Consider the following 22,354-nt stretch of genomic DNA (forward strand, 5'->3'; position numbering starts at 1 on the left):
ACAACTTCGATCAATACTTCTATCAGCCGGGCCGCGCGGTCTCGGGCGATGTGACCTTCTCCTTCTGATCCATGAGAGCAAACCAGACCATGCGTAGCTCCAAATTGTCACTCCTTCTCGCTGGCCTCGCCCTCCTCGCTGCTGGTCCGGCCGCCGCGAAGGAGGATGACGACGATAATCTTCTGACCAAGGCCGATCTCGATCCGGCCTTGGTCCTGCCTGCGCCGCCGAGCGCAGGCAGCCCTCAAGCACAAGCGGAGCTTGCCGAACTGCGCGCGATCGAAACCGCACGCAGCGATGCGGAACTTGCCGCCGCCCGGCACGACGGCGAGACCAAGAACGCCTCGATCTTTGCCGCGGTCCTTGGTCCGTCATTCGATCTTTCAAAACTGCCCGCTACGCGCGCGCTCTTCGAAACCGTTCGCGAAACGGAAAAGGCTGCCGCTGACCGTGGCAAGGAGGAGTTCCACCGGCCGCGTCCCTGGATTGTCGACCCTGCCCTCAAGACCTGCAGTCGTGGCGATGAACCGCTTTCCAGCTATCCCAGCGGGCACACGACCATGGCCTTTTCCATGGGCGCGGTATTGGCTCGGTTGGTGCCGGCAAAGGCTCCGGCGATCATGGCCCGGGCGGCCGACTATGGACAAAGCCGCATCGTCTGCGAGCAACATTTCCGCAGCGACGTAACCGCCGGCGAAGCGCTGGGATTGCTCGTCGCGGACCGCTTGATGGCCAAGCCGCGCTTTGCCCAAATGTTTGACGCGGCCAGAGCGGAATTGACAAAGGCCGGATTACGCTGAGCATAAAGGTAGATGGCCTATCGATCACGTGATTGCCGCAAGTTCGGTTTGCTTCTGGCGCTTGCTTGCGTGGACGCTCCGTATCCGGCCCTGGCCGGGCCGCCATTTCTCACGGACGATCCGGAACCGACCGATACCGGTCATTGGGAAATCTACGCTCCCATGATCGAGGCGGAAGGGCGAGGCGCCCAGTTCGAAGGCACGTCCGGCGTGGAACTCAATTATGGCGCCGCACGCGACCTGCAACTCACGGCCAGCCTGCCGCTGGCTTATGCCCGCGATACGCGTGGTTGGCGCGCGGGGGCGGGCGATATCAAATTGTCCGCCAAGTATCGCTTCTTCCACGACGGACGCGCAGGTCTGCAGGTTGCCGTATTTCCTGGACTGACCGTGCCGACAGCGACCAATGCCATGGGCGCCGGACGCGTGACGGCATTGCTGCCGGTCTGGGTGCAGAAGGATGCCGGCCGCTGGTCGATCTTCGGTGGCGGTGGATATGCCATCAATCCGGGGCCCGGCAATCGGAATTACTGGACCGGCGGTATTGCCGTTACCCGGCGGGTTTCAAATCCGTTGCTGCTCGGGGCCGAGGCCGACAGGCAGGGCGCCGACACGAACGGCGGCGGCGGTTCGACCAGCCTGGGACTCGGCGCCATCTGGCAATTGAAGCGTCCGTTCCGGCTGCTGGCATCGGGCGGCCCCACATTCGATGATCGCGGCGGAGCGGTCCGCTTCCACATCTTCCTGGCGCTGGGCTTGGATATCTGAGGAACGAACATGATTGGCCAATCCACGCATATAAAACCGGCGAAGGTTCCGGCGGTCACGTTCGGCTTCTGGATCATCAAGATTCTGGCGACCACGTTGGGCGAAACCGGCGGCGACACCGTGACTATGACCTGGCTGGGCGAAACAACGCCCGGCGCATCACAGTCCGCCTTCAGTGGCTATCTTATCGGCACGACCATCTTTGGCGTCCTGCTCGTCGGGCTGATCTGGGCGCAGATCCGCGCACGCGCGTTCAACGCCTGGCTCTATTGGGCAACGATTGTCGCATCGACCACGGCGGGAACTACCCTTGCCGATTTTGCCGACCGCTCGCTCGGCATTGGCTATCCGGGCGGTTCGCTGATATTGCTCGCCTGTGTCCTCATGTCGCTTTTCGCCTGGCATCGAGCGCTTGGCAGCATTGCGGTCAACACTGTGATCGGCGCGCGCGCTGAAATCTTCTATTGGCTGACGATCACCTTCTCGCAAACGCTCGGCACCGCCCTCGGCGACTGGATGGCCGACGCCGGACTGGGCTACGGCGGGGGCGCGGTGGTGTTCGGAGCAGCGCTTGCCGTACTGGTGGCACTCTATTTCTGGACGAGCCTCTCGCACGTCTTCTTGTTCTGGGCCGCCTTCATCCTTACCCGCCCTTTGGGCGCCACGGTGGGCGATTTCCTTGATAAGCCACTTGAGAAGGGCGGCCTCGACTTCAGCCGGCCGCTTGCTACCGCCGTGCTCGCCGGCGCTATCATCCTGCTCATCGCATTGATCCCACAGCGGCCCGTCAGACCTCACGGGTGAGGCCGGCAAAACCCTGGTGTTCTGTGAGGGCTATGCCACGGGTGCAACCATCCACGAACTGACCGGCTGGTGTGTGATCGTGTGTTTCGATGCGGGAAACCTGCCGGTGGTTGCCGAGATCATGCGCAAGGAGTTCGCGCAAGCTGCGTTCATCATCGCTGCGGACAATGACGCTTGGACGAAGGCGGGCGACATTGAGAACCCCGGCTTGCACTACGCCAAGCGCGCAGCCGATGCGACGCGCGGGTTCATGATCGCGCCGAAGTTCCAGGACGTGAGCAGCCGGCCGACCGACTGGAACGACCTGGTGGCGCTTGAGGGCGATGCCGTGGCGCGGGCGCAGTTGCTGGCGAATCCCGTGGTCAGCCGGCCTGATACTACCGGCACGGACGTGGTGGTTGCGGCGCCGGCGAATGATAATGTGCAATATGACCAATTGCCGCATGTCAACGGCAAGGGCAATCCGCCTCTATCTCGAAGCTGCATTCGAGGACGGCGACCCGAGGGTCATCACACACGCACTCGGCAATGTGGCGCGCGCACGCGGTATGAGCGAGGTGGCACGGCGGGCCGGTATCAGCCGTGCGGGCCTGTACAGGGCGCTGAGCGAGAATGGCAATCCGTCGCTGGAAACGCTCGCGGCGATCCTGCGTTCATTCGGTGTGCGTCTGTGAATAGCCGCAGCGTAACGACCACCGCGCTCGCAACGGTCAGCGCATAGGCGCGCGGCCGCACCTAGTGCGCAGAAACCCAATTACGTAGCGCAGCATCAATGCGGGCCTGCCAGCCGGGGCCGGTCGCGCGGAAATGCTCCACTACGTCCGGCGAAAGTCTAATCGTTATCCGTTCCTTGGTCGTGTCCGCCTTCGGGCGTCCGCGCCGGACAACCTTGCCCGCAATCTTTAGGTCCGCGCTGGCGAACCATTCATCGGTCAATTCCGGTGCGTCGTCGGGGTCAACCCAGGCGGGTTTTGTATCGCGCTTGTTCACGGTCATTTGCCTTCCGCATAGAAATTATGTGGCGAGCCGCGCCACGCGGGGTCCATACCAGCACGACCATTCGGCCGCGCAGTAAGCCAACGGTGATGAAACGCTTTTCGCCGTAGTCGCGGCGATCATCTTCACCCTCAAAAACCAGCCCTGCGAACACCTCTGGCGCATCCGCGAAATCAAGCCCACGTTCTTGCCTGGCGGCTTCGCGCTTGGCCGGATCGAAGCTGATTTCCATGTGTATTTCTGTATGCACAATAAATATGCTTGTCAACCATTATTGTATGTACAAATATTCCGCAGCGCATGGCGTTTAACGCATATCGCCGTCCACCGCCCGGACGGGGCACGCACCACGGCGGCCAGCCGCCATGCGACATGATGGACGGCCCAACTGCAGCCTGGGGGTTGCGTGCGAGGCCGTCAGCCCGCCAGTCGCACAGTGGTGCGTGTTCTCCGCTTCCCAGGCTTCGAGCTTGGCGACCGGGTAGAGGACGCGCCCGCGAATTTTGGCGTAGGTCGGACCGACACGCTGGCAGCGCCAGTTCGCCAGCGTGCCGATGGTGACGGCGCCGCCCCAACGCTTGATCAGATCGTGCGGCGTGATGAATGCTTGCTGTGTCATTTGGAAATGCTCCTGTGTGTTGCATGAGGTGAGAGTTATCGTTCACGCGCTGCGCATCGAATCGGTCTAGCTGGCAGGCGTGGGCTTCACGCACGCATCCTGGAAAGCGGCTTGGCCTGTTCGCGTTCGCTGATGCCGTATTTCAGGCGCTCCTGTGCCAGCCAGTACGCTTCGTTTTCCAGATGGCGTCGCTCGCCTTCGGCCCGGCGCGTCATCAGCGTGTTGTCGTTGTCCGCCATCCGGTCAGCGGCGATTTCCCGGTAACGCGCGTACCGTTCGGGGCTGGTCATTTGACGCCAAGTTTTCATGCTTCGATCCCTAAAATTATCTGAGGTTAATCGTACAGAAGGTGATTCATCTGGCCATTAGATCGTGGAGAAAACATATAAGTTTTCCACAAATCGCCATTTCCATTATCGGTTATTCATTTTCTATAATGTTAGTCATTTGCTATGAAGGGCAAACATTCGCAGACATTTCTCATATGAGTTAGGTGAGTGCTTCGGTTTTCAAGTGCGTTTAAACGCACAGGCGCGCAACGGCCGGGCCGCTTCCCGTCAATTTCACGGATTTTGGGCTGGCGATTGTACGCGGCTGATCGCCGCCGCTCGCTTCCGCGCGCAGCCGACTTATTTGACGTATATTTGATGGTTTGCGCGGGTTTCCCGCTAAGCCATTGAAAACATGGCGCACCCGACAGGATTCGAACCTGTGGCCTCTGCCTTCGGAGGGCAGCGCTCTATCCAGCTGAGCTACGGGTGCAGTGCAGGGGCGGTTAGCAGAGCGTGGATGGGGTTTCCAGCGGCAAAATCGCGGGTGGCAGGCCCGACACGACGTGCGCTTGGGGATATGTCGGCATTTCGCTTGAAAGTTCTCTGTATGTTCCTATCATGCAGCATGCCTGAAGTCGATTCTCTTCCCGCGTCACCGCTTTTATCCTTCACGGCGTCGGACGTGGCGCGGGGGATTGGTCGTTTGTTTGCGCGCAACGACATATGGTGTCTGGGCGAAATGCCGTTGCGTTGCGGTCGGCGGGCGGATCTGATGGGGATCGATGCGAAGGGGCACGTCATCATCGTTGAAATCAAGGTGAGCCGCGCCGATCTGCTGGGTGACGGCAAATGGACCGATTATCTCGACTATTGCGATCGTTTTTATTGGGGCTTGTCCCCCGCGCTCGATCATACGCTGCTGGAAACCGAAGCTTTTCAGCCGGACTGCTGCGGCGTGATTGTCGCTGACGGTTATGATGCAGAGATCGTGCGCCCGGCACCCTTGCGTCAACTCGCCGCTGCGCGACGCAAGACGGAGATGCAGCGTTTGGCCCGCGCGTCGCTGCGGCGACTGGTGACGCTGGCGGATCCGCAGACGCTGCAATGGGGCGTGGATGGTTGATCCGCAGCCCGGTTCCATCCTCAGGTGTCGGACGCCGGTATGTAATGTCGCTCGCCGGTGACCGGATCAAACCAGACCTCGATGATCCGCCCCGTCTCGCTGTCCACTTCCCGTTCACCGGTTCGCTGCCAGCGGCTTTGAGCAGATATGCGCGGGCTGCGGGCACGGTAGCGTCCTTCCAGCAGCACGCTTGCGGCTATCAGCGCTCCGATTCCGATCAATGGCCATCCGCTGCCGAAGCCGGCCTGGAACGTCAGGCCGGCGAGGATCATCAATCCGCTGATCCCCAGAACGAGCCTGCGCGCGATGCCCGTCATACAGGCGCCAGCTTCACGGCGGTGCCGTAAGCCACGACTTCATTCATTGCCTGGCCGATCGCCCCCGAATCGAAGCGCATCATCACGACAGCGTCAGCGCCCATCAGCTGGGCGTTCCTGACCAGCCGGTCGATCGCGTGGCGCCGCGTATCCTCCACCAGCGCCGTGTATTCCTTGATTTCGCCCCCCAGGATGGTGCGCAGGCTGGCGATGATGTTTCCGCCCAGGCCCCGGCTCCGCACTACCACGCCGAAGACTTGTCCCAGACTTTCCGTGATGCGATATCCGACAAGATTTTCCGTAGTCGCGACAATCATGCCTTACTCCCCTGGTCATAGCCGCCACGTCATACTCGAAGGCTGGCCGGTCACACAACGGAACGGATGCAGTGATGCTCAGTTGTGAGGACTGGACCCGCGGCCGCGCAACTTTGCCAAGACCTTGTGTTCTTCTTTTGGCGGAAGTTTCGACCAAGTGGAGATCTCCTCCAACGTGCGGCGGCATCCGAGACACCATCCGATCCATGGGTCGATACGGCAGATCCTGGAACAGGGAGAAGCGGGCGAAGTCATCGCAAACGCTGAACCGGATGGCTCTTATGCAGGCAAGCGTAATTTTCTTGCTCTTTGCCGCGATGCACACTAGAGGAGCCGCCAGCAACCGGCGCGGAGTCTCACTCTGCCGCAATCCGAAAGCAGCGTGAGGGCGAGGTGCCCGGCACCTCAACCGGCCTCGGACGAACGGCTGTCACTCGAAAGCTTCCTTCTTCACGCAGGGTCGCCAGAAACGAACCCTTGCCGTGTTCGCGAGCAATGCGCTCGCGCCCGCCGCATTATTTGAAAGCGACGTATGTCCTATTTTTCCGAACTTGGCCTTGCCGAGCCCATTCTTCGCGCGCTTGAAGCCAAGGGCTATTCCGACCCCTCGCCGATCCAGCGCAAGGCGATCCCCTCGCTGTTGGAAGGGCGCGACCTGCTTGGCATCGCGCAGACCGGCACTGGCAAGACTGCTGCCTTCTCTCTGCCTTCCCTGCACCGCCTGGCGCAAGACCCGCAGCCGCGCAAGAACGCTAGCTGCCGCATGCTGGTGCTTTCGCCCACGCGCGAACTGGCGGCGCAGATCGCTGAAAACATGCGCGGCTATGCCCGCTTCCTGAACCTCTCGATCCAGTGCGTGTTCGGGGGCATGCCTGTGGGCAAGCAAGCTCGCGCACTGGAACGCGGCACCGATATCCTGGTCGCTACGCCCGGCCGTTTGCTGGACCTGGTTGACAGCCGTGCGCTGACCTTGCGCCATGTAGAAATCTTCGTGCTGGACGAGGCGGATCAGATGATGGACCTGGGTTTCATCGTCCCGCTCAAGCGCATTGCCGCGCTACTGCCCAAGCAGCGTCAGAGCCTGTTCTTTTCCGCCACCATGCCGCAGGCGATCGCGGAACTGGGCCGGCAGTTCATCAACAACCCGGTGCGCGTCGAAGTGGCGCCCCAATCGACCACCGCCGAGCGGGTCGAACAGTATGCCACTTTCGTCAACCAAGCGGAAAAGCAGGCGTTGCTCACCATTCGCCTGCGTGAAGGGCTGGCCCCCGACGCCGCCGAAAAGGCCGAGCACGGCGCGATCGACCGGGCGCTCGTCTTCACTCGTACCAAGCACGGCGCTGACCGGGTGGTTCGCCACCTGGCTGCCGCCGGCATCGCCGCGGCGGCCATTCACGGCAACAAGAGCCAGGCCCAGCGCACCGCTGCTCTGGGCGGCTTCCGGCAAGGCACCGTGCGCGTGCTCGTTGCAACCGACATCGCCGCGCGCGGCATTGACGTTTCGGGGGTTTCGCACGTTTACAACTTCGAGATACCGAATGTGCCTGAACAATATGTACACCGCATCGGCCGCACCGCGCGCGCGGGTGCTGACGGTATGGCCATCAGCTTCGTCGCCCCGGATGAAAAGGGGTTCATCCGCGATATCGAACGGCTGACGCGCGTGAAGCTGACCTCGCAGGGTCTTCCTGAAGACTTTCAGAACCAGGCTGCGCGCCTTCCGGCTCCCTCGCGCAAGGAAGCGCCAGAGCCGCACGGAGAGCGCAAGTCCGGCAACGGCAGGTCCGGCGCGGGTAACAAACCCCGCCGCGAGGGACAGCACAAAGATCGTCCCCGTGGCGATGCGCCTCGGCGCGACACGGCCCGTCCGGATGGCCCCCGCCGCGAGGCCGCAGGTCATGAGGGAGAGCGGCGCCACGATAGTGAGCGGCGCAATCACGAGGAGCAGGGGCAGCGCAAGCGCCGCTTCCGCCCGCGTGGTCCTAAGGGGATGGGCGCGCACAAGGGTTCCGTGCGACGCACAGGTTGATTCTGTCAGGCGGGGGCGGGTGACCGCCTTGCCCCCGAATGCCTCTGGCGGTTGTGCTGCGCCGAAGGCATAAGCCTGCTCGATGTCCGCGAGCTCCGGTCCCGGTTTCTTGGCTATATTGTTTTCCGTCACCGCGATGACGGCGATCGTGGGCCTGCGCTATCTCGCCGCGTCCGGTTTGTTCGCCTGGCTCACCCGCCATGTGCGGCCGGGGCTTTACGCCGGACTTGATCGCCAGGTGCGGCGAGAGATTGCCTGGTCGCTGCTATCCGCCGCGATTTACGGCGTGCCGGCGGGCATTGTGGCGTGGGGGTGGCAGCGGCATGGCTGGACCCGCATTTATGTCGATGTTCACGCCCTGCCTCTGTGGTGGCTGCCGCTTTCGTTGCTGGCCTACTTGTTCCTACATGATACCTGGTTCTACTGGACGCATCGGTGGCTGCACCGCCCGAGACCGTTCCGCCTCGCGCACGCGGTGCACCACGCGAGCAAGCCCCCGACCGCGTGGGCGGCGATGAGCTTCCATCCCGTCGAAGCGCTGACCGGGGCGGTCGTGATTCCGTTGCTGGTGTTTCTTATCCCCATTCACGCCGCCATGCTGGGGCTTGTCCTGACGATCATGACCGTCATGGGAGTCATCAATCATATGGGCTGGGAATTGTTTCCCCGCCAGCTTGTGCACTCCACTCTCGGCCACTGGCTCATCACCGCCAGCCATCATCACCGGCATCATGAAAGCTATCGCTGCAATTACGGCCTCTATTTCCGCTTCTGGGATCACCTGTGCGGCACCGACAGGGGATTGTCGGAGCCCTGATCGTTCTCGAGAACGTTACGCCGGGGTTGCTGATCGCGCCGGTGCCTCCTAGGTCCGGGATGTGGCAGAGGATCAAGACCTTATAAGAGACGTCGTCGACAAGACGACCAGGGGGTTGGTCCCTCAGCCCGTGGGCAGCACTTTTTCTCCTTTCCGCTATCCCGTCTTTCGCGCCATCTGGATCGCCAACCTGTTTTCCAACGTCGGCTCTACGATGCAAAGTGTCGGCGCGGCATGGCTGATGACGGAGCTGACTCGTTCGCATCAATTGGTGGCGCTAGTTCAGGCTTCGGCAACGGTGCCGATCATGCTGCTGGGCATGTTTGCCGGGGCGATCGCCGACAATTTCGACCGACGCCGCGTCATGCTGGCCGCGCAGGTCAGTATGCTGGTTGTGTCGGCCGCGCTGGCAATCCTCGCTTATGCGGGATGGATCACGCCGTTTCTGCTTTTGGCGTTCACATTCGCGGTGGGTGCCGGCACCGCGCTCAATGCGCCCGCCTGGCAGGCATCGGTGCGTCAGCAGGTCGATCCCCGCGAGCTGCCGCAGGCGATCGCGCTCAACTCCATCTCGTTCAACATTGCCCGCTCGACCGGTCCGGCGCTGGGCGGGATGCTGATCTCGATCTGGAACGTCTCGTTTGCTTTCGCAATCAATGCCATCAGCTTCATCGGGCTGATCGGCGTGCTGTTATGGTGGCGGCCCGAACCGCGCAAGATAGAGCGACGGCCGATACTGCCCGCGGTGGCGGTGGGCATTCGCTATTGCGCGGGCAACGGGCCGCTACGCCGCATCCTGATCCGCGGCTTTGCGATGGGTTTCAGCCTTTCCGCTTACCAGTCTCTGTTGCCGGCCGTTGTCAGCAGCCAATTCCACGGCAATGAACTGGATTTCGGCCTGATGCTGGGACTGTTCGGCATCGGCTCGATCACCGCCGCCCCCTTCGTCGGGACGATCCGTCGCAGGATCGGCCTCGAAGGCATCCTGACTGTTGGCGCGGCGATGTTCGCCTTCGCGCTTTCGCTGATCGCCGTATCGCACCAGATCCTGCACGCTCTTCCGGCCGCTTTCTTCGCGGGCGTGGCTTGGGTGCTGATCCTGACGACGATCAATACGGCGGTGCAATTGCGCTCGCCCGATGAAATCCTCGGGCGCTGTCTTTCCATTTATCAGGCCGTGACTTTCGGCGGCATGGCATTGGGTGCGTGGGCATGGGGGTTGATCGCCGACTGGAAGAGCCTGCCCTTCGCGCTTCACGCGGGATCAGTGGTGCTCGTGGTGTCTTTTGTCGTGCTGCGCATGACAGCGCCGCTGCCACGGCCGGGTGAAGGTGTGCTTAAGCCATAGAGCACCTTTGATCTACGGCGCCCCTCCATCTCAGCCCAACTTAAAGATTAATTCACCATGTTGCGCCAGAAGAGGCAGGAAGGGCTTATGGGGAAACCATATGGATACGTTGCGCGGTCAGTTTTCCGGTGGGGACGAGCCAGAAGGGGCGTCGTCGACCACCGAAGATACGGGCCCCGGATCACCGCCGGCCATCATCGGCACGGACGAGCGGCGCATGCAGGTGCGCGCTTACAATTTCTGGGCAAGCCTGCTGGATAATCGCGCTTTCCCTGACATTACCAGGCTTGATCCCAACCAATTGCAAGATTTCGGGCCTTATAGCGTCCTGCTTGATTTCACCGGCGGTATCGATAACCCCGCGATTGCTTATCTGGGCGAGCAACTGGCGGAGGAATGCGGCGTTCACGGCACGATTCGGCGGCTGGAGGACGTTCCCAGCCGGTCGCTGCTTTCACGCATAACGGATCATTACCTGCAAATCCTGGCCAACCAGGCACCCATCGGCTTCGAGGCGGAATTTGTGAACCAGCGCGCCGCCACGATCCTCTATCGCGGCATACTTCTACCCTTCTCGCGTGACGATACGAACATCGATCACATATATGGCGTTATTAATTGGAAGGAACTGGCCGACCAGTCAGCTACTGACGCGCTGATGAGGCAGGTAGACGAAGCGGTGGAGCCGCGCCTCCTGCCGGCGATGTTGCGCGAAACCGCGCCGATGCAGGAATGGGCCGACGGACCTGTCGACCTGGGCCTGGGGACTCCCCATCTTGATGCCACGCCAGTAGACTTGCCGCTCGTCGAGTTCGGATTGCATGGCGATTATTTCGACGATGTCGCGCTGGTTGACCCGGTCGGCGAAAGATCGCTGGGCGATTGGCTGGCGGTGGCGCGCGAACAGGCGGAGAATGCTCGAAGCACGGAAGACCGTTCGCGCCGGGCGCTCTACGAGGCAATCAGCCACGCATATGACTTCGCGCTGGCGGCGGCCGAGGCGCCTGAGGATTTCGCGGCACTGGTGGAAGACGCCGGCTTGCGCGTGCAGGAACGCGCGCCGTTGATCCCGCTGGTCAAGCTTGTCTTCGGCACCGATTACGACAAGACCAGGCTGACCGAGTTCGCCACCGCAATCGCTTACGGCAAACGGCTGAGTTTGCCTCACGGTGGCTTGGCCGTCCTGCTTGAGGAGACGACCGGTGGTCTCAAGGCGCTGCTTCGTGAAGAGCGCCGGCTTCGCCGTGTTGAAAGCGGCAAAGCAGATAGCGGACGCAATGCCCATGCGGCGCTGGCCGCCGAACTGCGCCAACTCGAACCCCGTTCGTTCGATTCAGTAGGTAGGGACAGCGAGTTCACGGTGCTCGTCGCGCGCCGTCTTGAGGATGGAGAACTGGTGCTGCTTGGCGAAGTGGCTGATGATGAAGCGCTGCTGAGCCGCGCCGCACGTCGCTTACTGGATTGACCGCGCGCTTCGCCGCGCTTGCAACGTGATGATGTCGCGTTAGACTTTGCCACATGAAATCATCAGGGTTTTCGACCGCCGGATTCGAAGGCGGCACTGATGCTTCAGCGCCCGTTAAGGGCGCGGCGTACCAAGAGGCACGATGCCGAAGCTGCGAATCCTCGCTTTTGTTCTGACGTTCCTGGCGCTGTGCAGCTGGTCGACGACCCCGGCGACGGCGCAGTCGATCCTGCGCGATGCCGAGACTGAGGCATTGCTGCATGATATGGCAACGCCGCTGGTCAAAGCCGCCGGGCTTGATCCGGCCAATGTCGATATCGTCCTGGTCAATGATTCCTCGGTCAATGCATTCGTGGCGGGCGGGCAAGCGGTCTATGTCAACAGCGGCCTTATCAACGAGGCCGATACCGCTGGGCAGGTTCAGGGCGTGATTGCCCACGAATTAGGCCACGTGACCGGCGGCCACGCGGTGCTTAACCAAGGCGCGAGCGCGGCCACCAGCATCTCCTTGCTCTCACTACTGCTTGGCGCGGCGGCAGCGGCGGCTGGCGGCGGCGAGGCGGCGATGGGCGTCATCATGGCCGGACAGCAGGCGGCGATGGGCAAGTTCCTGGCTTACACCCGTTCGCAGGAGGCGTCGGCGGACGCTGCGGGAGCGCACTATCTTGCCACCGCCGGCATCAGCGGGCGCGGTTCGATCGAGTTCTTCCAGAAGCTGCAGAACCTGGAATTTCGCTATGGTTATCGCCCTAAGGATGGCGATGAGTTCTATTCCTCGCACCCGCTAACGGGTGACCGTATCGCCACGCTGCAGGACACTTACGAGAAGGATCCGGCCTGGAACAAGCCGGACGATCCGAAGCTGCAGCAGCGCTTTGTGCGGATGAAGGCCAAGCTGTTCGGCTATCTTGCCGAACCGCGTGACGTCTTTCGCAAATATCCGGCGACAGACAACTCCGTCCCCGCGCATTATGCGCGCGCTTACGCTTACAACCGGGAATCTAAGTTGGACGATGCGCGCGCCGAGACCGAGGCGTTGGTCACGAGCGACCCGAACGATCCCTATTTCCTGGAACTGGAGGGGCAGGTTCTGCTGGAATCGGGTCAGCCGGCGCAGGCGCTGGCGCCGTTGCGCAAAGCGACGCAGCTCACTGGTAATCAACCATTGATCGCAACGCTGTTCGGGCATGCGCTGATGGCGACGGAGGACCCCGCCAATTTCAAGGAGGCGGAGCGCGTCCTGCGTGCGGCGGTCGTGCGCGATCGCGATAATCCCTTTGCCTGGTATCAATTGGGCACGATCTATGCGGCCAATGGCGATATGCCTCGGGCCCGCCTGGCCAGCGCTGAACAGCAGGTGCTTTCCGGCAATATGCAGGAAGCCTTGATGAGCGCGCAGGCGGCCGAAGCGGGGCTTCCCAATGGCTCGCCCGACTGGCTGCGGGCGCAGGATATCGAGATGCAAGCGCGCGCCGAACTGGAACGTCGGAAAAAGCGCCGCTAAGGCGACGATCGCATACAACGGGGGAATACATGGGCAAGGGCACGAAGTTCGCAGTGATCGCCGCATTCGTCGCGCTGATCGGCGCCGGCGGTTGGTTCGGCGGACGCATCGCTGTTGAACATGTCGTACATGATTACATTCTCGATCATCCCGAAATTCTCCCGCAAGCCATGGATGAACTGCAGCGTCGGCAAAATGCGCAGCAGCTGGCCGGCGTGCGCTCCGTTGTGGAAACGCCGTTCCCCGGCGCGGTGCTGGGCAATCCGGACGGGAAAGTTACTCTGGTCGAGTTCAGCGATTTCGCTTGCGGCTTCTGCCGGCAGAGCTTGCCTGACGTGCGGATGCTGATTGCCAGGAATCCGGACTTGCGCATCGTGGTGCGCGAACTGCCGATCATTAGCCCCAACAGCCCGGCCGCGGCCAGAATGGGCCTTGCCGCGGCGGAGCAAGGCAAATACCAGGCTTTCCACGACGCGATGTTCGCCGCCGGGCAAATCGATAGCCCGACGATCGAGGCGGTCGCGCGCAAAGCGGGCCTGGACATGGATCGCGCCCGGCGGATCGCCGCAAGTCCGACGGTAGAAGCGGAAATTCGCCGCAATCTCGACATGGCGAGCCATCTGGGCTTTGCCGGTACGCCGAGCTGGATCGCCGGTGACCGGCTGATCTCCGGTGCCGTGGGTGTCAGCCAGCTTTCCGAAGCGGTCCAAGCCGCGCGCGGAGGTTAGGCGCTGCTCCCGCTCGGACGAGCACGTGGTCGTGTAGCCGCGATCATCTTCCGCACCCTGCAATTTAGGCTAAAGTGATGGCCATGCCCGTCCTGCCTATTCAACCGATCCCCTTCTTCGCCAACAAGGACAAGGCGTTCTGGCGCCTGCAAGCCATCGGGTGGGCCGGGGCGATGGTCCTGCGCACAATGTCGGCCCTGGCCAACAATCAGCCGCTTTCCAACCTGGTGCTGGTGCTGATAGCGACGATCACGGGTTTTTCGATTTCGTTAGTGTTGGCGGTGATTTATCGATCGCTGATCGCTCGGCGCGCGATCGTGACGTGGGGGGTGACCGCGCTGATCCTGCCCTTTGCGGTGGGTCTTCACGCCTTCATCGATGCCTGGGTGATCTCGCTTTATCGGCTGGACGGCGATACCAGCTTCACGCAGCTTTTTCTGGGCGTGTTCTATTTGGACGCCACGCTGCTGGGCGCATGGTCGGCGTTGTATTACGCGATCAATTTCTACCTGCAGGTGGAAGAGCAGAACGATCAGCTCATGCGACTGGAAAACCAGGCAACGCAGGCCCAACTGGCCATGCTGCGCTATCAACTCAATCCGCACTTCCTGTTCAATACGCTGAACTCGATCTCCACGCTGGTGCTGCTCAAGCAGACCGAGCCGGCCAACGCGATGCTCAGCCGCCTGTCATCGTTTCTGCGCTACACGCTGGTGAACAAACCATCGGCGCGAGTGACCGTGGCGCAGGAGGTGGAAACGCTGCAGCTCTATCTGGACATCGAGCGGATGCGCTTCGAAGACAGGTTGCGCACGACCTTTCAGATCGATCCAGCCACCGAAACCTGCCTGCTGCCTTCATTGCTGCTGCAGCCGCTGGTCGAAAATGCCATCAAATACGCCGTGACGCCGCAGGAAACCGGGGCCGAGATCACCATCGCCACGCAACTCGTCGGTCCCATGCTTCGCATCACCGTCTCCGACACCGGACCGGGCTTGCAAAGTGCCGCCACCGACAACAGGTTGTCGGGCATGAGCTACGATGGAGGGGAGCCGGTTTCCACCGGCGTTGGGCTGTCCAACATTCGCGACCGCCTAGCCCAGGCGTACGGCGAACAACACCGGTTCGAAACGATCGAGCCGGCCGAAGGCGGCTTTGCCGTCGTGATAGAGATTCCCGCTGAACGCCGCGAAACTCATGAAGAAAATATCGACATGTCGCGTCAGCCCGTGCTGACCGCGCGATGAAACCTTATTGGGTCGCGCGCGTTTTGCCGGCCCGGAGTATACGAGCATGACTATTCGGACCATCCTTGTCGATGACGAAAAGCTGGCGATTCAGGGCCTGCAACTGCGCCTTGAGAAGTATTCGGACGTTGAGATCATCGACACCTGTTCGAACGGGCGCGAAGCGATCCGCAAGATCAAGACCGAAAAACCCGATCTCGTCTTTCTTGACATCCAGATGCCGGGCTTTGACGGTTTCTCGGTGGTCAAGGGCGTGATGGAGATCGAACCGCCACTGTTCGTGTTCGTCACCGCTTATCAGGAACACGCCGTGCGCGCTTTCGAAGCGAATGCTGTAAATTACCTGATGAAGCCGGTGGATGAGAGCAGGCTTGACGATACCCTGGCCCGCGTGCGGCAGCGCATAGCGGAAAAGCGTTCGGCCGAAGAGGCCGAGAAGCTCAAGACCGTGCTGGCCGAAGTGGCGCCGGACGCCGTGGACGCGCTCCCGGACGAGATCGACGCCAATGCCGATCGCTATGAAAAGCTCATCAACATCAAGGATCGCGGCCAGATCTTCCGCATCGACGTGGATTCGATCGAGCACATCGAAGCGGCCGGCGATTACATGTGCATCCGCACCGCTGACAATTCCCTGATCCTGCGCGAAACGATGAAAGATCTGGAGCGCCGGTTGGACCCGCGCGTATTTCAGCGTGTCCACCGGTCCACCATCGTCAATCTGAACCAGGTTCGGCAAGTCAAGCCGCATACAAACGGCGAATGCTTCCTAGTGCTTGATTCGGGCGCGCAAGTGAAAGTGTCCCGCTCTTATCGCGACGTGATCGCCCGCTTCGTACATTGAAGGCGATGTTCGGACGCGAGCGGCCCTTGCGGTTCGTGTCTCGGCTTCGAAGGCTCAGGCTTCCGCATCCTGGTTCAACGCGTTGATTGCAGCCAGCACGCGTGCCTCGGCCTCGGGACGCGGGAGGCCGCGCTCAATGCGTTCGCCAACGCGCACGGTGATCGTGCCCGGCTTCTTCCAGAGCCGGTGATATAGGCGGCCACTGTTGACCGCTACCGGCACCACCGGCAGATCGAGCAGCTTGTAAAGCCCGGCAAAGCCCGATTGCAACGGAGCGTGCTGGCCCGGGGGAACGCGGGTGCCTTCGGGAAAGATCACCAGAGGTCGCCCCTCCTGGGTAAATGTGCGCGCATCGGCCACCATCCGGCGCAGTGATTTCGCGCCCCCGTCGCGCTCGACCGCGACCACTCCATAATGCCTGGCGGCCCGGCCCCAACCAGGGATACGCAGCAGTTCGGCCTTGGGCAAGGGCACAGGCTGGTCCATCTGCAACGGCAGGTCGATCGCCTCGAAGAAGCTTTCGTGTTTGACCGCAACGAGCACGCCGCCTTTGGGCGGCTTGCCTTCCATCACGACCCTGATCCCGAGAAGCCAGCGCGCGCACAGCCGGTGATGACCTGCCCAGGCGCGCACCACGGCCCGCAAAGCCTTGTCGGAAATGGTCAGTGCGACCAGGGCCATAAGGACCAGCACTACGCTGCCAAGGTAAAAGGCCGCATAAAACGCCAGGCTGCGCAACACATCAGCAGCGGTGGTTCGCATTATCGTCCCGCGAGATTGAGCGCGACGCGCGCCAGCAGCTTGAGGTATTCCAGCATCAGCGCCGTCAGGCTTGGCTGGGACGGTACGGCATCATATTCCACTTTTACGCCGGACGGCAGTTCGCGCCCCAGTTCCAACGCAGCGCGCCGCATGTGCCAATCAGCGGTTACAAGCCGCACCGAGCGGGCATGATGCCGTGTGACCCATTGCGCCGCCTCCGTCGCGTTCGAGCGCGTGTCATAGGCTTGATAGCCCAACGTCACGCAGCATTTCATCAATCGTCGCGGCACACGGAATTCGGTGGCGAACTCGTGTCCCGTGACCTCCCGGCCCACGCCCGAGACGAGAAGGCGCGGCGCCTTGCCAGCCTTGAGCACATCCAGGGCGTGCTCGATCCGGCCCTGGCTGCCGGTCAACACGATAATGGTGTCCGTGCGCACGGTATTCGGCAGGGGGCCCGGCAGCGCGATCGCGAACCACAGGAAGCCGAAGAGCCAGATCAGCACGACAAAGGAGATGAGGCGTCGAAACATCGTGAAGTGCTTATACAGCCTTATGTCCACTAAAGCATCTTGCGCAATGCATGAAGCACAGTGAGCCGCGCGGTTGCCATCGCGAGCAGAGTGGAAAGAACCGGCACCATTGCCAACAGCAGCCAGTCGCTCCACACCAGCGCGCCGCTGTCTACCAGTCCGGCACCCAACCCTGCGAAGCGGCGTCCCAGCGCCAGGATCACTACCATAGCCAAAGCCAGGCCCACCGCGCCGCCACCCGCCGCGTCGTAGCCAATCGAACGCTGAAACAGGCGGGCGACCTGCCGATCGGTGCCGCCCAACAAGTGAACGATCTCGATGGTGTCGCGATTGGTGCCCAGCGCGTTGCGGACCGCCAGCAACACGGCAGCGGCCAGAGCCAGCGTCAACAATGCGACAAGTGCGATAGCCAGCACCTGCAACGAGACCATGGCGTCGAATACCGGTTTCAGCCAGTTCGATTGCGCATCGACGCGCGCGGATGGCGCCGCCGGCCTTAAAGTCCGTTCGATCGCCGCGAGTTGCGCCGGGCTTACGGGCCCTTTCAGCCGCACGTCAATCAGCGCAGGCACCGGAATCGCCGATCCTGTTGCGGCAGCGATGCCGGTGCCCAGCCAGGGCTCAATCAGCGCGTCAAGCTCGGCCTGCGGCACCAGCCTTAGGCCGGCAACGTCGCGCATCCTCGTGATCGTGGCTACCGCGCGTGCGGCTTCCTGTTCGCGCACTTCGGCGCGCGGCTCCAGGATTTGCACGGTGATCCCGCCTTCGATCTCGGCTTTCGCGGCGGAGACCGCGTTGCCGAGAGCGAGGCCCCCGGCCAGCGCGATGCCGGTCATCGCCACCATGATGGCGATGACCCACGGCATCGGCCCGGAAAGACGACCCTGGGCGATCAGTTCCGCGCCTCTGGAAGCGAGCAGGCGACGCACCATCAGGAAGGCTTTCGCGGGGGATAGCGCAAGGCGCCGGTGGGATCGGACAAGCGGCCCCGATCCAGCCGCATAATCAAACTGTCGGGCACCTTGCGCAGCAGGTCGAGATCGTGTGTGGCGACCACCACCGTCGTACCCTGGCGGTTGAGCATCTCGAACAGGCGCATGAGTTTCAGCGCCATCTCCGGATCGACGTTTCCGGTCGGTTCGTCGGCCACCAGCATGTCCGGCCGCGCGATCACCGCCCGCGCGATGGCGACGCGTTGTTGCTCTCCGCCCGAGAGCGTGGCCGGTCGGGCTTCGAGGCGGTCGGCCAAGCCCACCCATTGCAGAATGTCGCGCACCGGGCCGGCCAGATCATCCTCACGGTGCCCGGCGACCCGCAGCGGCAGCGCCACGTTGTCGAAGGCGGATAGATGGGGGATAAGCCGGAAGTCCTGAAACACCACGCCGATCCGCCGCCGCAGCTGAGGCAGGCGGCTTCGCGGCATGGTGATGGCGTCCGTTCCGAACATACGGATCGCCCCGCGCGAAGGGCGCTGTGCAAGATAGAGCAGCCGCAGCAATGAAGTCTTGCCTGCACCGCTGGCGCCGGTGAGGAAATAAAACCGGCCAGGGAACAGCGTGAAGGTCAGATCGCTCAGCACCTCGCGATCGGTGCCGTAGCGCAGGCCGACATTGTCGAAGTGGATGATTTCCCCGTCCGCGGTCATGCTCGTCGATTTGTTGTGTCGGTCGGGTCCGAACGGGCGACCACGGCGGCTATAGCGACCAATGAATGTGGAAAAAAGGGCAATAGGGCGCGAACCCACAGGTCAGGCGCTTGTCGCGTGCAAGCCAACCGTGCTTATGAGAGTAACCATGATTATCGCCTGCCCAGCCTGCTCGACGCGCTACGCCGTCCCGGACAGCGCCATCGGGGTGGACGGCCGCACTGTGCGGTGCGCAAAGTGTCGGCACAGCTGGTTCCAGGCAGGCCCCGAATATCACCTTGAAGCCGTTGAGGGGGGCGTTGCAGTCGGTCAGGCGGAAGCAGGACGCGATGCCGCGGCTTCCGCGCAGCGCAGCGCTGGACATGGCGAAGCAGCGCCTCCGCCGGAGCCCATCGCTCCGTCGGTTGCCGCTCCTGGCCAGGAGCCTGAGCCGCATGTCGATCCCTTACCCCCGCCTCCCACGCCTTCCCGCTGGAATGAGCCGGCCGTCTATGACGATGCAGCGAACCATGCTTACGCGGATGAAAGGCCCTCCAGCTTCGATTTCTCGCCCCCATTCCGCCCTCGGCGCAATTGGACGAAGATCGGTACTTACGCGGCGGCTATCTTTGCAGTGGTGACGCTGGGGCTTGCCGGGGCCGTCGCCTGGAGCGGCCTGCCCGACTGGCTGCCCCTTCCCCATGCCACGTTTCAGCAAGCGCAACCGGACTTGCAGCTGGATTTCCCGCGCAAGCGGCAGGACCGCAAGCCCTTGCCGGACGGCTCGGAATTTTTCAGCGTCAGCGGTACGATCAGCAATATCGGCAGCGAAAGGCGGTACGTTCCCTCGCTGCTGGTCGTGTTGCGGGACGGGCGCGAGCGCATCGTTTACGAAAAGGAAGTCGTGCCGCCCCGACACAACCTGGCGCCCGGTGAAACGATCACCATTAACGAGGCGCTGACCGATATCCCCAAAGCTGCCCGCTCGGCGGAAATCGGGTGGAAGCCGAATTGACCGGCTCCCGATAGCGTCGCCGGATCGGCGTTTATATGCTTCACAGAATATCTTGCGCAAACGCGCTTGCGGCCTCCCCAACCCTTTGCTAAGGGCCCGCTCCTGCCCCGAGGCGATAAGATTGATCCCTCGGTGATTTAGCGGTCGTGGCGGAATTGGTAGACGCGCAACGTTGAGGTCGTTGTGGGCGAAAGCCCGTGGAAGTTCGAGTCTTCTCGACCGCACCAGAACTTAATCTAAGCATTTGATATGCTTAGATTTTAAGGGGGATTCGCAAAGTTCCAGTCCCCCTTCTAGTCCCCCGCGTCAGCCTCGGCGGACAATGAAGTTTTTGCCCCACTTGAGACCCGCGATTTCTGCCGCCTCGCGCAGAAAACCGCGAGCCTCGGGGTCTTTGTTGTTCGTGGCTGCAAAGTACCCCGACTTCAGTTCCGCCGAGTGGCTATCGGGGTGCGGATAGTCGCAAATTTCAGCGCGAGTACGGGCAACTGCCCGTTTGCTGCGCCCCTTCCGCATAGAGAACTTTTCGAGCGTCCCAGGGAAATTTTCCTCGATGATGTTCAAGCCCTCAATCAGCAACTGAGTGGCGCTGCCAAACTTGTAAATCGCTTCCTCGGTTTCCAGCTCGTACTTTTGGCCGACGCGCCTGGCCTGCGCGAGAAACGAGATGACCCTCTTCTCTGTCGGAGGAGCTGGCGCAACACTGACCAGAGCTTCACTGGCAAAGTCGAACCGCATCTGAGGCGTCGGGTAGTCGCCCACGACGAGACCATGACGGTCGTCGAGCCAAACGTGCTGAGCGCCCAATGGCACCGAGGAGAAATTTTCAACCAGACTTTTGAGTTGGGCAACCGCCGCCATAAAAGCCTCCTTGTTTCTTAGAAGGCTTATAAGGAGTACCCTACGCCTTACGTTATGGTGTACTCCTTAGCATATGGAGTAGGATTAAACATTCAAACACTACATGAAAATTAAAATTTCTGAAGCTATGGAAAGGCTTCATGACAACGAGAACATTAAATCAGGTTATTCTAATATCGAGGTGAAGTTACACCGTGCAGATGATGGCAAAGAAGCCTTGAGCTGGAGAATCTACGCCTACGATGTTAAGTCGAAGACAGATTCTTCGGCGTGGTCAGACAGCTTCCCGACATTTGACGAAGCACTCGCTGACATTATTGCGACCTTCGAAGCTAAGCGAACACCGCTTGACCCCTTCGTAGAAAACTAGACGCACCACCTACCCAGTTGTCAACGTGCAACCCAGTCCCCCTTTCGCTCTGCGCTACCTTGAAACGGTATGAGCGACCATGAGGACAAAACTGAGTCCGCTCAACGATTTGAAGGTCGCCATGTGTTTGTATGAGAAGGGAAAATATGCTTCTCGACCGCACCAAGAGCATTGATTTTACTAAGGTTTTTCAATGTTTTGCACAATTCGGCGAGTAGGAGTCACCACTGAGTGCACCAAACTCCAATTTTCGGCCTCAGTCTAATGGATTTGGCACACGCCGCACCAATATTGGTAGGTTTCAAGCGTTCAACGAAGCTATCCGGCGATGCACTTCAGCACCGCACCCAAATGATGCTCACGATCATCACGAACATCATTGGTACGTGAAGATGACGCAGACACGGCAAGGCCAACGACGAGGGACGCCGTAGCGCCGACGCTGAGCGCGGCTGCGATCAGATGTTTGCGGGTGAGGAAACGCATCGCATTACTTCTTTGCTTGGGGGGCGGGGAAATCGGGGAGAAGGTCGGCGGCCCATTCGAGGCCAGCACCGACGAGGAAGCGCGCGGCGAAATCCTCCTGACCGCCATCGGCGATCATCGCGTCGATCCTTGCCTGGGTGACCGGGTCGGAGGCTCCGCAAAGCGCCAGCGCGATCGGACCGAGCCCCAGTTCGAACAAGCCGATTTCCGCGCGCGGACTGAAGGTAATATTGCCGCTTGGGCGTCGCGCGGCTGACCAGCTCGATCTGGAGGTTGTTCAGCCCGAACCGCTCGTAGGCTTCCCGGCTCTGCCGTTCGATCGCCCGGTCGTTGGGCAGCAGAATCCGTTGAGGACAGCTTTCGATGATGGCGGGCGCGATGCTGCTCGATGCGATGTCAGCAAGACTCTAGGTCGCGAACAGCACCGCGACGTTCTTCTTGCGGTGCACCTTCAGCGTGTGGATGAGCGGCTGTCGGACGTTCGCATAGGTCGGGCCGGGCAGCGAAGAGAGCCAGGCCTCGACCGCATTGACGCCTTCTCGGATCGTCGTGAACCCGAGCCCGTTGACGATCCGCTCGACCTGCCGGACCTTGTCCTCGACCCGGCCGCGATCGCTGTCGGTCACGGTGATCGTCGTGGTCAGATACGGAGCGGCGTTGGACGCGATCAACGACGTGATCGCGGGGTATAGCGAACAGATCGAC

At 61.6% G+C, this 22,354-nt stretch carries 28 protein-coding genes, 2 tRNA genes and 1 pseudogene; 16 read left to right on the top strand and 15 right to left on the bottom strand.

All coding sequences use genetic code 11. The features are described from left to right. Nucleotides 1–89 precede the first annotated feature (89 nt). Genes V7D69_RS04905 through V7D69_RS16175 form a run of 4 tightly spaced genes read left to right on the top strand, consistent with a single transcriptional unit; the run spans nt 90 to nt 3,093 of the window. Nucleotides 90–800, top strand: a complete 711-nt coding sequence (locus V7D69_RS04905) for a phosphatase PAP2 family protein (RefSeq protein ID WP_333605207.1) — start codon at nt 90–92, stop codon at nt 798–800. Nucleotides 801–812: 12 nt separating this feature from the next. Then, a complete protein-coding gene (locus tag V7D69_RS04910) occupies nt 813–1,568 on the top strand; it encodes a transporter (protein ID WP_324061628.1) in 756 nt (251 codons plus the stop codon). Between the two features lie 9 nt (nt 1,569–1,577). Further along, nucleotides 1,578–2,372 (top strand): COG4705 family protein, encoded by a 795-nt coding sequence (locus tag V7D69_RS04915; protein ID WP_333605208.1) that lies wholly within the window; start codon nt 1,578–1,580, stop codon nt 2,370–2,372. Nucleotides 2,373–2,388: 16 nt separating this feature from the next. Then, nucleotides 2,389–3,093 carry a toprim domain-containing protein gene (locus V7D69_RS16175; protein ID WP_442947040.1) on the top strand — a complete coding sequence of 235 codons (705 nt, stop codon included), beginning with the start codon at nt 2,389–2,391 and terminating at the stop codon, nt 3,091–3,093. 14 nt (nt 3,094–3,107) lie between these two features. Here V7D69_RS16175 and V7D69_RS04930 read toward each other — a convergent pair whose 3' ends face one another. The 5 genes from V7D69_RS04930 to V7D69_RS04950 all read right to left on the bottom strand — a co-directional run bounded on the left by V7D69_RS04930 (nt 3,108) and on the right by V7D69_RS04950 (nt 4,749). Then, on the bottom strand, nt 3,108–3,368 hold the full coding sequence (locus V7D69_RS04930) for a BrnA antitoxin family protein (protein ID WP_333605209.1): 261 nt from the start codon (nt 3,366–3,368) through the stop codon (nt 3,108–3,110). Further along, nucleotides 3,328–3,600: a BrnT family toxin gene (locus tag V7D69_RS04935; protein ID WP_333605210.1), complete on the bottom strand. Its 273-nt coding sequence runs from the start codon at nt 3,598–3,600 to the stop codon at nt 3,328–3,330. The genes V7D69_RS04930 and V7D69_RS04935 overlap by 41 nt, the downstream gene beginning before the upstream one ends. A 75-nt stretch (nt 3,601–3,675) precedes the next feature. Beyond that, entirely contained in the window at nt 3,676–3,987 is a 312-nt protein-coding gene (locus tag V7D69_RS04940) for a hypothetical protein (RefSeq protein WP_333605211.1), read from the bottom strand. Between the two features lie 86 nt (nt 3,988–4,073). Further along, nucleotides 4,074–4,277 carry a hypothetical protein gene (locus V7D69_RS04945; RefSeq protein WP_333605212.1) on the bottom strand — a complete coding sequence of 68 codons (204 nt, stop codon included), beginning with the start codon at nt 4,275–4,277 and terminating at the stop codon, nt 4,074–4,076. 395 nt (nt 4,278–4,672) lie between these two features. Beyond that, nucleotides 4,673–4,749 (bottom strand) — tRNA-Arg (locus V7D69_RS04950). Nucleotides 4,750–4,884: 135 nt separating this feature from the next. Here V7D69_RS04950 and V7D69_RS04955 point away from each other — a divergent pair. After that, complete coding sequence (locus tag V7D69_RS04955) at nt 4,885–5,382, top strand: MmcB family DNA repair protein (RefSeq protein WP_324061055.1); 498 nt, start codon at nt 4,885–4,887, stop codon at nt 5,380–5,382. A 20-nt stretch (nt 5,383–5,402) separates the two neighbouring features. On the opposite strand, the gene V7D69_RS04960 is transcribed toward V7D69_RS04955, so the two are convergent. The 3 genes from V7D69_RS04960 to V7D69_RS04970 all read right to left on the bottom strand — a co-directional run bounded on the left by V7D69_RS04960 (nt 5,403) and on the right by V7D69_RS04970 (nt 6,271). Then, the gene (locus V7D69_RS04960; RefSeq protein WP_324061054.1) at nt 5,403–5,699 is read right to left on the bottom strand and encodes a hypothetical protein; all 297 of its coding nucleotides are present in this window, start codon (nt 5,697–5,699) and stop codon (nt 5,403–5,405) included. Continuing rightward, entirely contained in the window at nt 5,696–6,016 is a 321-nt protein-coding gene (locus tag V7D69_RS04965; protein WP_333605213.1) for a heavy metal-binding domain-containing protein, read from the bottom strand. The genes V7D69_RS04960 and V7D69_RS04965 overlap by 4 nt, the downstream gene beginning before the upstream one ends. Before the next feature lie 78 nt (nt 6,017–6,094). Further along, a complete protein-coding gene (locus tag V7D69_RS04970; RefSeq protein WP_324061052.1) occupies nt 6,095–6,271 on the bottom strand; it encodes a DUF1289 domain-containing protein in 177 nt (58 codons plus the stop codon). 277 nt (nt 6,272–6,548) lie between these two features. Here V7D69_RS04970 and V7D69_RS04975 point away from each other — a divergent pair, with 277 nt between their 5' ends. The 8 genes from V7D69_RS04975 (at nt 6,549) to V7D69_RS05010 (ending at nt 15,998) form a co-directional block, all read left to right on the top strand. Beyond that, entirely contained in the window at nt 6,549–8,045 is a 1,497-nt protein-coding gene (locus tag V7D69_RS04975; RefSeq protein ID WP_324061051.1) for a DEAD/DEAH box helicase, read from the top strand. A gap of 82 nt (nt 8,046–8,127) precedes the next feature. Further along, nucleotides 8,128–8,862 (top strand): sterol desaturase family protein, encoded by a 735-nt coding sequence (locus V7D69_RS04980; RefSeq protein WP_324061049.1) that lies wholly within the window; start codon nt 8,128–8,130, stop codon nt 8,860–8,862. A gap of 61 nt (nt 8,863–8,923) precedes the next feature. Continuing rightward, the gene (locus tag V7D69_RS04985; protein WP_333605214.1) at nt 8,924–10,210 is read left to right on the top strand and encodes an MFS transporter; all 1,287 of its coding nucleotides are present in this window, start codon (nt 8,924–8,926) and stop codon (nt 10,208–10,210) included. Between the two features lie 100 nt (nt 10,211–10,310). Further along, nucleotides 10,311–11,675, top strand: coding sequence for a PAS domain-containing protein (locus V7D69_RS04990; protein WP_324061046.1), 1,365 nt, complete (start codon nt 10,311–10,313; stop codon nt 11,673–11,675). 142 nt (nt 11,676–11,817) lie between these two features. Continuing rightward, nucleotides 11,818–13,179 (top strand): M48 family metalloprotease, encoded by a 1,362-nt coding sequence (locus tag V7D69_RS04995; RefSeq protein WP_324061045.1) that lies wholly within the window; start codon nt 11,818–11,820, stop codon nt 13,177–13,179. A gap of 29 nt (nt 13,180–13,208) precedes the next feature. After that, nucleotides 13,209–13,907, top strand: coding sequence for a DsbA family protein (locus tag V7D69_RS05000; protein WP_324061044.1), 699 nt, complete (start codon nt 13,209–13,211; stop codon nt 13,905–13,907). A gap of 83 nt (nt 13,908–13,990) precedes the next feature. After that, nucleotides 13,991–15,154, top strand: coding sequence for a sensor histidine kinase (locus V7D69_RS05005; RefSeq protein ID WP_324061057.1), 1,164 nt, complete (start codon nt 13,991–13,993; stop codon nt 15,152–15,154). 46 nt (nt 15,155–15,200) lie between these two features. Further along, nucleotides 15,201–15,998, top strand: a complete 798-nt coding sequence (locus V7D69_RS05010; protein WP_324061043.1) for a LytR/AlgR family response regulator transcription factor — start codon at nt 15,201–15,203, stop codon at nt 15,996–15,998. Nucleotides 15,999–16,052: 54 nt separating this feature from the next. Here V7D69_RS05010 and V7D69_RS05015 read toward each other — a convergent pair whose 3' ends face one another. From V7D69_RS05015 to ftsE, 4 genes are read right to left on the bottom strand one after another with little or no spacing between them, the layout of a single operon-like run. Continuing rightward, the gene (locus V7D69_RS05015) at nt 16,053–16,760 is read right to left on the bottom strand and encodes a lysophospholipid acyltransferase family protein (protein WP_324061042.1); all 708 of its coding nucleotides are present in this window, start codon (nt 16,758–16,760) and stop codon (nt 16,053–16,055) included. Then, nucleotides 16,760–17,293 carry a YdcF family protein gene (locus tag V7D69_RS05020; protein ID WP_333605241.1) on the bottom strand — a complete coding sequence of 178 codons (534 nt, stop codon included), beginning with the start codon at nt 17,291–17,293 and terminating at the stop codon, nt 16,760–16,762. The genes V7D69_RS05015 and V7D69_RS05020 overlap by 1 nt, the downstream gene beginning before the upstream one ends. A gap of 29 nt (nt 17,294–17,322) precedes the next feature. After that, nucleotides 17,323–18,225, bottom strand: coding sequence for a cell division protein FtsX (locus V7D69_RS05025; protein ID WP_324061041.1), 903 nt, complete (start codon nt 18,223–18,225; stop codon nt 17,323–17,325). Beyond that, nucleotides 18,225–18,938, bottom strand: a complete 714-nt coding sequence (gene ftsE / locus V7D69_RS05030) for a cell division ATP-binding protein FtsE (protein ID WP_324061040.1) — start codon at nt 18,936–18,938, stop codon at nt 18,225–18,227. Before ftsE ends, V7D69_RS05025 begins: the two co-directional genes overlap by 1 nt. Before the next feature lie 148 nt (nt 18,939–19,086). On the opposite strand from ftsE, the gene V7D69_RS05035 reads away from it, so the two are divergent. Together V7D69_RS05035 and V7D69_RS05040 are read left to right on the top strand one after the other, a co-directional pair. Next, nucleotides 19,087–19,932, top strand: a complete 846-nt coding sequence (locus V7D69_RS05035; RefSeq protein ID WP_333605215.1) for an MJ0042-type zinc finger domain-containing protein — start codon at nt 19,087–19,089, stop codon at nt 19,930–19,932. Nucleotides 19,933–20,072: 140 nt separating this feature from the next. Further along, nucleotides 20,073–20,159, top strand: a tRNA-Leu gene (locus V7D69_RS05040). Nucleotides 20,160–20,238: 79 nt separating this feature from the next. On the opposite strand, the gene V7D69_RS05045 is transcribed toward V7D69_RS05040, so the two are convergent. After that, nucleotides 20,239–20,793 (bottom strand): hypothetical protein, encoded by a 555-nt coding sequence (locus V7D69_RS05045; protein WP_333605216.1) that lies wholly within the window; start codon nt 20,791–20,793, stop codon nt 20,239–20,241. 103 nt (nt 20,794–20,896) lie between these two features. Between V7D69_RS05045 and V7D69_RS05050 the strand changes: the two genes are divergently transcribed. After that, nucleotides 20,897–21,163 (top strand): hypothetical protein, encoded by a 267-nt coding sequence (locus V7D69_RS05050; RefSeq protein WP_333605217.1) that lies wholly within the window; start codon nt 20,897–20,899, stop codon nt 21,161–21,163. A 318-nt stretch (nt 21,164–21,481) separates the two neighbouring features. Here V7D69_RS05050 and V7D69_RS05055 read toward each other — a convergent pair whose 3' ends face one another. Further along, nucleotides 21,482–21,649: a hypothetical protein gene (locus tag V7D69_RS05055; protein WP_333605218.1), complete on the bottom strand. Its 168-nt coding sequence runs from the start codon at nt 21,647–21,649 to the stop codon at nt 21,482–21,484. 4 nt (nt 21,650–21,653) lie between these two features. Then, a pseudogene (locus V7D69_RS05060) lies at nt 21,654–22,170 on the bottom strand (conjugal transfer protein TrbE); the annotation flags it as partial. Nucleotides 22,171–22,354 lie beyond the last annotated feature (184 nt).

The sequence above is a fragment of the Novosphingobium sp. genome (assembly GCF_036733805.1).
Lineage (GTDB): Bacteria > Pseudomonadota > Alphaproteobacteria > Sphingomonadales > Sphingomonadaceae > Novosphingobium.